This window comes from Trinickia sp. (assembly GCF_051953405.1).
Taxonomy (GTDB): Bacteria; Pseudomonadota; Gammaproteobacteria; order Burkholderiales; family Burkholderiaceae; genus Trinickia.
This window is the reverse complement of the sequence record NZ_JBQCIV010000035.1, coordinates 1-6693: the sequence shown is the minus strand read 5'-3', so window position 1 is coordinate 6693 and position 6693 is coordinate 1. Positions and strand designations below refer to the sequence as shown.

Sequence of the window (6693 nt, the reverse complement as noted above, 5' to 3'; positions counted from 1 at the left end):
CGCCGAGATGGACGAGACGAACGCCAAGCTCGACAAGAAGCAGAAGCCGGCGGAGGGCAAGCCTGTCCTGCTCGGCATCACCAAGGCGTCGCTTCAGACCCGCAGCTTCATCTCGGCGGCATCGTTCCAGGAAACGACGCGCGTGCTGACCGAAGCGGCGATCATGGGCAAGCGCGACGATCTGCGCGGGCTGAAGGAAAACGTGATCGTCGGCCGCTTGATTCCGGCCGGTACGGGTCTTGCGTTCCACAAGGCGCGCAAGAACAAGGAGGCTTCGGACCGCGAGCGTTTCGATCAGATCGCCGCGGAAGAAGCGTTCGAGTTCGGACCGCCGGCATCCGCTGCCGACGAAACGCCGATCGACATCCCGCACCAGCAGCACCCGGCGGAGTAAGCGGAGGGCGGCGCATGGCGCCGCTTAAGCTTCCCCGCTTCACGTTCCCGCATCGCCAGCGTCTTGGCGCAAAAACCGCACGGTTTCGACCGCGCGGTTTTTTTTCGCCTGTGCTTGTCGGAAGATCGTGCGGGGTCGATGTCGCCGCAGGCAGGTGGTTGATGGCGTAAAAGCACGAATGCCTGTCCGAATTCACCAGTCGCGGAAAAATCCGATTTGAACGAACATCGCGTGGCCATGACAAGAAAAACGCGGCCCGATCGCTCATGTTTCGTTGTCTGTTCTCAATGAACCATCAAGTCCTACCGACGGAGTGATCGACTCGAATACGGGGCGATATCCGGGAGGGCAACATGCGATTCGTTTTCCGTATGCCGGCTGCGCTCGAGGCGCGGCTCAAAGCGCGGGTCAAGGCGGCGAGGGCGGGCGCAGTACTCGCAATCGGTGCGGGGTCATCGTTCCTTTGTCATGCCGGCCCACTTCCGACCGGTGGTACGTTCATCAACGGGAATGGATCGATTTCTCGTAGCGGCGCCACGCTCACCGTTAATCAAACATCAGGGCGCGGTATCGTCGATTGGAATAGTTTTTCGGTCGGCAGCGGGTACCACGTCGTCTTCGATAACGGGGCGGGCGCCACCTTGAATCGGGTGATCGGCACGAGCCCATCGGCGATTTTCGGCACGCTTTCCGCCACGGGAACCGTCTACCTCATCAATCCGCAGGGAATCGTGGTGGGACCGACCGGCGTCGTTTCGACAGGCGGGCGCTTCGTCGCGTCGACGCTCGATAGCGACAACGCTGCCTTCATGAGCGGCGGCGCGCTCACTCTGTCGGGCACATCGAAGGCCTCCGTGACGAATCTCGGCCGGATCGGTTCGACGAACGGCGACGTCTTTCTGATCGCGACGGGGGCGGTCGCTAATTTCGGCACGATCAGCGCGCCGCAGGGTACAGCCGAACTCGCGGCCGGCAACACCGTGTTGCTGAACGATTCGTCGAGCGGACGCCAAGTCTTCGTGCAAGCGGGCAGCGGCGGCACCGTGCTGAACGGTGGGCGGATCGCCGCCGCGCAAGCGAGCCTACAGGCCGTGGATGGGAACGTGTTCGCGTTCTCCGGCAACCATCAAGCCATTCGCGCCACCGGCACTGCATCGCGCAGCGGCCACCTCTGGCTCGTTGCCGATTCGGGCACGGTCTCGCTGTCCGGCAATCTCATTGCAAAGAACGCCGACGGAAGCGGTGGCATCGTCGACACCGGAGCGCGTACGTTCCGCTTCGATCCGCTCGGCGTCACCGTTCAAGCCGGGACATGGAACCTCACGACGCCCGGCTTCGCGCTCGATCGGAATGCGGCGAGCGCCTTTTCCCGTAGCCTCGCGGCTGGGACGTCGATTGCCGTACAAACGACAGCGACCGACGGCCGGAGCGGCGACATCGATGTCACGGCCAGCCTCGATTGGACGGGCGCGGGCTCGCTCGCGCTGAACGCGTACCGCACGGTACGCGTCGAGCCGGGCGTGACCGTTCGGAACGAAGGCGCCGGCAATCTGGCCCTTCGAGCCGACGCGACCGCGATCGACAACGGCGGCGGTGTCCTCAACGGCGGGACGCTCGATTGGTCCAAGAGCACAGGAAGCGTAAACCTCTATCGCGATTCGAACGGGGCCTACGCGGCCGGTACGCTGCTGGGCAACCCCGCGTGGACACCGAATCGCGACGCGGGCGCCGTGACGCAGATCACTGCGTATCGGCTCGTCGATTCGCTCGCCGACCTGGAAAGTGTCTCCAACGACCTCGCGGGCAACTACGCGCTCGGCCGCGACATCGCATTCGACGGCGGGTATGTCGACCAGATCGGAAGCACCACGCCGTTCACCGGTCAATTCGACGGGTTGGGGCATACGCTCGACGGTGTGCGGATCAAAGGCGGATGGGGCGGGAATTATTTCGCAGCGGCCGGGCCGCTGTTCGGTGTGGTCGGCTCGGCGGGCGTCGTGCGCGACATCGGCGTGACGAATGGGGGAGGCGGCGTCGGCCATTGCTACGGCGGTTCATGCTACCTCGGCGTGTTGGCGATGGAGAACGACGGGCTCATCGCACGCGCTTACTCGACGGGCGGCTACTCCTTCAACGACTACGGGCCCGGCACCGGCTACTCGATCGGGGGCCTCGTCGGCCTGAACGCCGGGACGATCGTGCAATCGTGGAGCAGCGCCTCGGTTTCCGGCGTGCCCGATTTCACCGGCGGGCCCGGAGGCGGCGATCTCGGAGGGCTGGTTGCGAACAACACGGGCACGATTGCGCAATCGTACGCGACGGGCGCCGTGACGGGCGGCGGATGGGCCTTCGTGGGCGGCCTCGTCGGCGTGAGCAGCGGCACGGTCGCGCAATCGTTCTCGACGGGTGCCGTGACGGGCGGCGGCGGCGCTCCTTGGTTCGGCCCGGGCGGAGGATCGGGCGGCCTCATCGGTGCCGGCAGCGGCGGTGGCGCCAACGACTATTGGAACGCGCAGACGTCGGGCAAGCAGGCCGATGGCGGCGGCGTGCCCGCAAGCAACGGACTGACGAGTGCGCAGATGGGGCAATCGGCGAGCTTCGCCGGTTGGAATTTCGGTGGAGGCGGGGTTTGGGCGATGTCGGCTACCGATGGGCATCCGATACTCGGCTGGCAAGCCCGGTAGGCGAGTTTCTCGACAGCGCGTATCGCAGCGAGCGTGTGCCCTTGCGTGCGCTTGATGAACACGCCGCCGCTCGGGCGGAGTGAAAGGCATACACTGCATACCCCAGCGTGCTCGCGACGGACGCACCCGACATCGAATTCGATGCATGCGGTCCGTCATGGCGCGCACTCATCGAAATCGCCGCCATGATCGTTCGCCCCTATCCGAACTGGCTGCGCATGATGCTTGTCATACGCGGCTCCGTTATCCTCGACATCGCCCCTCAACTCGCGCTGACGATCGCGTTCGCGACGCTCGTCACCGTTTGGCGCCATTCGCTGCTGGTCGACAAATTCCATCTGACTTTCGTGCCGTTCTCGCTGATCGGTTTGACGCTCGCCATCTTTCTCGGTTTTCGCAACAACACGAGCTACGCGCGTTTCTGGGAGGCACGCGTGCTTTGGGGGGCGGTGCTCAACGATACGCGCGCACTTGCGCGGCAGGCCGTGACGCTCGTCGACAATGCTTCCGATGCGCCGGCGTTCGTCAACCGTCTGATCGCGTTCACGCACGCGCTGCGCCACCAGTTGCGCGGCACGGATGCGAAGCACGACCTCGACCGGTTGCTGCCCGAAGCCGATTGCGCGCGGCTGGCGAACGCCCGCTACAAACCGGCGGTACTGCTCGTCATGGCTGGCGAATGGCTGCGGGCGCAGCGTCGGCGCGGCGCGCTCTCGGACCCGCTCGCCCAGGCGATGGAGGCACCGATGTGCCGGCTCGGCGATGCGCTGGGCGGTTGCGAGCGTATTGCCGGTACGCCGATCCCATTCACTTACGCGGTGATCATTCATCGCACCGTCTACGTGTATTGTTTCTTGCTACCGTTCGGGCTCGCTGAGTCGATCGGCGCCATGACACCCGTCGTCGTGGGATTTATCGCCTATACGTTTTTCGCGCTCGAGGCGTTGAGTGCGGAAATCGAAGATCCGTTCGGCACGCAGCCGAACGATTTGCCGCTCGATGCCCTGTGCCAAGGGATCGAAGCGACGTTGCTCGAAATGCTCGGACGGCGCGACTTGCCGCCGGCGCCCGAGCCCGTGGGATACATGCTCAGCTGATCGTTTCCGTCGCTGCGTGCGTCGGCGGATCGACCGAACGGCCAACGCGCGACGGATAGGTGCCGGCAGCGGCGGATGGGTTGGTAGAATTGCGACCATTCGCCGTTCTCGAAGCCTACATGTCGCGCGCCCTAGCAATCCTCAATGAAGTTTTTGGTTACCCCGCGTTTCGAGGGCAACAGCGCGACATCGTCGAACACGTCGCCGGCGGCGGCGATTGCCTCGTTCTCATGCCCACCGGCGGCGGCAAATCGCTGTGCTACCAAATCCCGTCGCTCGTACGGCGCGAAGCGGGGCTCGGCGCCGGCATCGTCGTCTCGCCGCTGATCGCGCTGATGCAGGACCAAGTGGCGGCGCTCACCGAAGTGGGCGTGCGGGCCGCGTACCTGAATTCCACGCTCACGGGCAGCGAGGCCGCGGCGACGGAACGGGCGTTGCGCGACGGCGATCTGGACCTGCTTTACGTCGCGCCCGAACGGCTGATGACGCCGCGCTTTCTCGATTTGCTCGAACGCGCCCGCATCGGTTTGTTCGCCATCGACGAAGCGCACTGCGTCTCGCAATGGGGGCACGATTTCCGGCCCGAGTACATGCAGCTTTCGGTGCTGCACGAGCGCTTCCCGTCTGTACCGCGGATCGCGCTCACCGCGACGGCCGATGCCATCACGCGCGACGAGATCGTGCATCGCCTTTCGCTCGACGAAGCCCGCATCTTCGTATCGAGCTTCGACCGGCCCAACATCCGCTACCGTATCGTCGAGAAAGACAACGCGCGTTCCCAACTGTTCGATTTCATTCGCGCCGAACACACGAACGCGGACGGCACGACCGACGCCGGGGTCGTCTACTGTCTTTCGCGCCGCAAGGTGGAGGAAACGGCCGATTGGCTCAAGACGAAGGGCGTGCGTGCGTTGCCTTATCACGCCGGCATGGATTTCGAAACGCGGCAGCGTCACCAGGAACTCTTTCAGCGCGAAGAGGGCGTCGTCATCTGCGCGACGATTGCATTCGGCATGGGGATCGATAAACCCGACGTGCGGTTCGTCGCACATCTCGACCTGCCCAAGAGTGTCGAAGGCTACTACCAGGAGACGGGGCGCGCGGGGCGCGACGGCCTGCCGGCGAACGCATGGATGGCCTATGGGCTCGGCGATGTCGTCCAGCAGCGCAAGATGATCGACGAGTCGGAGGCCGACGAAACGCACAAACGCGTGCAGACGAGCAAGCTCGATGCGTTGCTGGGCTTATGCGAGACGGCCGCGTGCCGGCGCGTGCGTCTGCTTTCGTATTTTGGGGAAGAGAGCAAGCCTTGCGGCAATTGCGACACCTGTTTGGAACCGCCCGAGACGTGGGATGCGACACGTGAAGCGCAGATGGCGCTTTCGTGCGTGTTTCGTGCGCGCCGTGCCAGCGGTTTCCATTTTGGCGCCGGGCACCTGATCGACATCTTGCGCGGCAACCTGAGCGAAAAGGTGCGCGAACGCGGTCACGACACGCTGAGCACGTTCGGCATCGGTGCAAGTTTGTCGGAGCCCGAATGGCGCGGGGTGTTCCGGCAACTGGTTGCGTATGGGTATCTGACGGTGGACCACGACGGCTACGGCGCGTTCGTGCTGACCGAAGCGAGCAAGCCGGTGCTCAAGGGCGAGCAAACCGTCACCTTGCGCCGGTATGTGAAGCCCACGCGTTCTCGCCAAGCATCGTCGCGCACCGGTGAACGAGCCGATCCGACCCTTGGCATGGGGCCGCGCGAGCGCGCGCGCTGGGATCGGCTGCGCGCGTGGCGCACCGATACGGCCAAGACGGATGGCGTACCGGCCTATGTGATTTTTCACGATGCTACGCTGGCTGAAATCGCACGCTCGGCACCCGATACGATCGACGATCTTCGCCACATTCCGGGCATTGGCGCACGCAAGCTCGAACGGTTCGGCGACGAACTCTTGGAAGTCGTCGGCGCCGACTGAGCGCCCTGACACGAGGTAGCCCCGGGATCGCCCGCCAGCCTCCAGCGGGCACTCACGCAAGCTATTGACGCGCTTGACCTTTTTGCCATATCATGCCGGGTTCCTGTTCTTGGCTCTTTGGCCAGGGGTGCGCTCACGCACGAGTTTCGCTCGGAGCGAGCCCCACCAAGGCTGAGCAGGACAGCTTGACACGCACCGCGGGCCGCTTTGCCCGGCAGGCGGTGCGGCGTTTTTATCAATTTCGGGAATACACAATGCCAACCATCAATCAACTGGTTCGCAAAGGCCGCGCGTCGGAAACGACGAAGAGCAAGAGCCCGGCCTTGCAGGACTGCCCCCAGCGTCGCGGCGTGTGCACGCGCGTGTACACCACGACGCCTAAGAAGCCTAACTCGGCACTCCGTAAGGTGGCCAAGGTTCGTCTGACGAACGGCTTCGAAGTCATTTCGTACATCGGTGGTGAAGGCCACAACCTGCAGGAACACTCGGTCGTGCTGATTCGCGGCGGCCGTGTGAAGGACTTGCCGGGTGTGCGTTACCACATGGTCCGC

At 64.3% G+C, this 6693-nt stretch carries 5 protein-coding genes; all 5 read left to right on the top strand.

Going from position 1 to position 6693, the window contains the following annotated elements:
• The coding region (locus ACTHN9_RS06010) for a hypothetical protein (RefSeq protein ID WP_440535840.1) at positions 1-394 on the top strand (394 nt) is incomplete at its 5' end.
• 353 nt (positions 395-747) lie between these two features.
• Positions 748-3078: a two-partner secretion domain-containing protein gene (locus tag ACTHN9_RS06005; RefSeq protein WP_440535839.1), complete on the top strand. Its 2331-nt coding sequence runs from the start codon at positions 748-750 to the stop codon at positions 3076-3078.
• 185 nt (positions 3079-3263) lie between these two features.
• Positions 3264-4175 (top strand): bestrophin family protein, encoded by a 912-nt coding sequence (locus ACTHN9_RS06000; protein ID WP_440535838.1) that lies wholly within the window; start codon positions 3264-3266, stop codon positions 4173-4175.
• A 119-nt stretch (positions 4176-4294) separates the two neighbouring features.
• Entirely contained in the window at positions 4295-6142 is a 1848-nt protein-coding gene (gene recQ / locus ACTHN9_RS05995) for a DNA helicase RecQ (protein WP_440535837.1), read from the top strand.
• A gap of 254 nt (positions 6143-6396) precedes the next feature.
• On the top strand, positions 6397-6693 hold a 297-nt coding region (gene rpsL, locus ACTHN9_RS05990; RefSeq protein WP_440535836.1), incomplete at its 3' end, for a 30S ribosomal protein S12.

Coding starts and splice junctions, on each gene's coding strand:
- ACTHN9_RS06005 (WP_440535839.1), top strand. CDS start 748: ATGCGATTCGTTTTCCGTATGCCGGCTGCGCTCGAGGCGCGGCTCAAA.
- ACTHN9_RS06000 (WP_440535838.1), top strand. CDS start 3,264: ATGATCGTTCGCCCCTATCCGAACTGGCTGCGCATGATGCTTGTCATA.
- recQ (WP_440535837.1), top strand. CDS start 4,295: ATGTCGCGCGCCCTAGCAATCCTCAATGAAGTTTTTGGTTACCCCGCG.